The organism is Rhizobium sp. rho-13.1, from assembly GCF_007000305.1.
GTDB classification, from domain to species: Bacteria; Pseudomonadota; Alphaproteobacteria; order Rhizobiales; family Rhizobiaceae; genus Rhizobium; species Rhizobium rhododendri.
Genome location: NZ_SCFL01000059.1, coordinates 1 through 3007, shown reverse-complemented (window position 1 = coordinate 3007; position 3007 = coordinate 1). Strand labels below are relative to the sequence as shown.

General features: G+C 58.7%; 3 protein-coding genes. 2 read left to right on the top strand and 1 reads right to left on the bottom strand.

The annotated features are described in order from the left end of the window. Positions 1-56 precede the first annotated feature (56 nt). Positions 57-659, top strand: coding sequence for a tyrosine-type recombinase/integrase (locus tag EQW76_RS28520; RefSeq protein WP_142832590.1), 603 nt, complete (start codon positions 57-59; stop codon positions 657-659). A 729-nt stretch (positions 660-1388) separates the two neighbouring features. Next, the gene (locus EQW76_RS28510) at positions 1389-2552 is read left to right on the top strand and encodes an MFS transporter (protein WP_143123518.1); all 1164 of its coding nucleotides are present in this window, start codon (positions 1389-1391) and stop codon (positions 2550-2552) included. 211 nt (positions 2553-2763) lie between these two features. Here the strand turns inward: EQW76_RS28510 and EQW76_RS29550 are convergent. Beyond that, positions 2764-3007, bottom strand: a 244-nt coding sequence (locus EQW76_RS29550) for a hypothetical protein (RefSeq protein ID WP_203452810.1), incomplete at its 5' end; no start/stop codon positions are given.

The following is a 3007-nucleotide window of genomic DNA, read 5'->3' as shown; positions in this document are numbered from 1 at the left end:
CGAGCTGTCTAGCCAGGATCGGCGGAAAAATGGGGGATATTTCCGCGACCTGTTAGATGGCCGCGGCACGCGCCCTCCAACCGCAGGGCGGGCTGCCATCGGTCGTGTTCGAGGCGTTGATCGGATTGATCGCCGCGACCGGGCTGCGCATTTCGGAGGCGATCAACCTGCGCTGCCGCGATGTCGATATCGAAGCCTGCTGTGCAACGGTGCGTATGACCAAGTTCCGAAAGTCTCGGCATGTGCCGCTTCATCAGTCGGTCGCCAGCGCGCTTGATTCATATCTGCTGGTCCGAGAGCGTTTCGCCAGGAAGGAAGAGGAGCAAGCCTTCTTCACCATCGCAGGCGGGCAACGCCTCAACAAGCGAACCGTCCACGGCGTCTTTCAACGGCTGCGCCTCGCAGCCGGAATCATGCCGCGCGGTTCCTATCCCCACGTTCGCATTCATGATTTGAGGCACACCTTCATTTGTCGACGGCTGGAGCGCTGGCAAGCAGACGGATGCGACATCGACAACGCCATCGCGGCGCTCTCGACCTATGTCGGCCACGCCAAGGTATCGGACACCTATTGGTACATGACCGGCATCCCCGATCTGATGGCCACCGCCGGATCACGCTTCGAAGGCTTCGCACTCCGGGAGAACGACTATGTCTGATCGCAACGCGCCGTCCCTCTCTAACCTTGTTCAGCGCTTCTTTCTTGAACATCTTGGCCAACACCGCGCCGTCAGTCGTCAGACGGTTGCCGCCTATCGCGACACGCTGAGGCTGCTCCTGGGATTTGCCGCACAGCGACTGCACCGAACACCAAGCGCGGATGACATAACGTGTCATGAAACTTCCCTTTGACTAAAACGCTCTACCCGGTCCTATTTGGCGACTGAGTTAGATCGATGTTTGTACGCGATGCGAAGCGCAACGGCATTATGCGCCTTGCTACTGTTGCGGTGTGTCGTTTGTTATTGGGAAATGTTGCACCGATTTTACGGATGAACTGAGCCGGGACTTTCTTCAGAAAAGTGGAGAAGCTTTCTTGAGTTGAAGGGAAACCGGAATGCCAAAGCAGAAGAAATCTACCAAGGAATTTGGAAAGGAAGCGGTGCGCTTGGCGTAGACGAGCGGACGACATTGTGCCGGGCTCGCGTCTTCCCCGGCGCTTGCCACGCGAGATTTTTTCTGCGTTGGCAGAGTCGAAACGATAGCTCCTCGTTGAAAACGACTGAGGCATTGGCGGTATGCGACCAAAAGCTGCGGGCTAAATTATGAGACGCGTCATCGCATTGTCATGTAGAAAATTAGTTCCGAGCCTGGCGGGGCCTTAGATTGCGTTAAGGCCCGTGAAGTTGAACTTAGCATTCCGGATTGGTGGGAAAATTTAACAAGCGATATCGCCATTATCGCCGGCCCCCTCGTCACGAAACAGCGCCGCCCTGAATTCGCCGTCACGCGTTCTGCTGGCAAGCCTGATCGGCACCACCATCGAATTCTTCGACTTTTACGTTTACGCGACGGCTGCCGTCCTCGTTTTCCCGACGCTGTTCTTTCCGACCAGCGATCCGACCACCGGCGTCCTGCAATCATTCGCGACTTTTTCCATCGCCTTCTTCGCCCGTCCAATCGGCGCCATCGTGTTCGCCCATTTCGGTGACCGCATCGGCCGCAAGGTGACGCTCGTTGCAGCCCTAATGACCATGGGCATCTCGACGTTACTGATCGGCTTCCTGCCCTCCTACGCCTCGATCGGCGTGGCAGTGCCTCTGCTGCTGGCCATCTGCCGCTTCGGCCAGGGCTTCGGTCTTGGTGGCGAGTGGGGCGGCGCGGTGCTGCTGGCGACGGAGAATGCCCCGGAGGGCAAGCGCTCCTGGTACGGCATGTTTCCGCAACTGGGCGCGCCGGTCGGCCTGTTCCTGTCGTCGGCCGTCTTCTGGCTGCTGCTGCACTTTATCTCCCAGAAAGACTTCATCACCTGGGGGTGGCGCGTGCCGTTCATCGCCTCGATCATCCTGATCGGCATCGGCCTCTGGGTCCGCCTGTCGATCACCGAAACCCCGGAGTTAGGCGAAGCCGGCGCCCGCAAGGAGCGTGTTGCCGTTCCCGTGGTCGAAATCCTGCTTCTCGTACAGATCGTGGCCTCGGTGTTCTTCGGCATCTTCTGCCCGATTGCCGGCAAGCTGTCGGACCGCTTTGGCCGCCGCACCGTGCTCGTTGCCACGACGGTCGCGATCGGTGTCTTCTCGTTCTTCCTGCGGACCCTGCTCACCGGTGGCCTCACCGAGATCTATATCTTCGCCGCTGTCAGCATGGCATTGGCGGGGATGACCTATGGTCCGATCGGAACTGCGCTGGCAGCCCCGTTCCCGGTGGCAGTGCGCTATACCGGCGCCTCCATCACCTCCAACTTTGCCGGGATCTTCGGCGCCTCGCTGGCACCCTTTATCGCCACCTGGCTCGCCAGCAACTACGGCCTTGCCTATGTCGGCTACTACATGGCAATCGCCGCCTTCATCACGCTTGTCTGCATCATGCTGTCAGGCAACGAAGAGATCTGATCCAAACGATCGCATCAAAAAAGGCCGCGAAACACATGTTTCGCGGCCTTTTTTTCTAAATACACATCAGCCATTCACCGGGGTACAGACGCATATTGTGCCGTCATCGCTTCAACGCGAGGCCCAGGCGCCCCGTTGTTTAGCTACTCTGTCGTCGCACCATGAAACGGGCGAACCTCGCGGCCATCCATGAAGGTTCCGAGCCCCGTGCTTAAGCGAGAGCGGACCTTGGACAACGATAGCGTCGGTAACCCGTCGGAAGTCTATTGAACGCTTTCTCGCGGACAGTCGCATTGAGATCGACGTAAAGCACGCCCTCTTGGGCGCGGCGAGGCTTGGGCATTTTCGGCCGCCTTGCCGTCATCAGCGCGGATTTCATAATGTCCCTTTCATCTCCCAGTGCTGAGGCCATAAATTCAATGCTGAGGCATCGCCACGGCGGGTCCGCGCTGAAT

Excerpts from the sequence above, each read along its gene's own strand:
- EQW76_RS28520 (WP_142832590.1), top strand. The coding sequence starts at position 57 with ATGGCCGCGGCACGCGCCCTCCAACCGCAGGGCGGGCTGCCATCGGTC.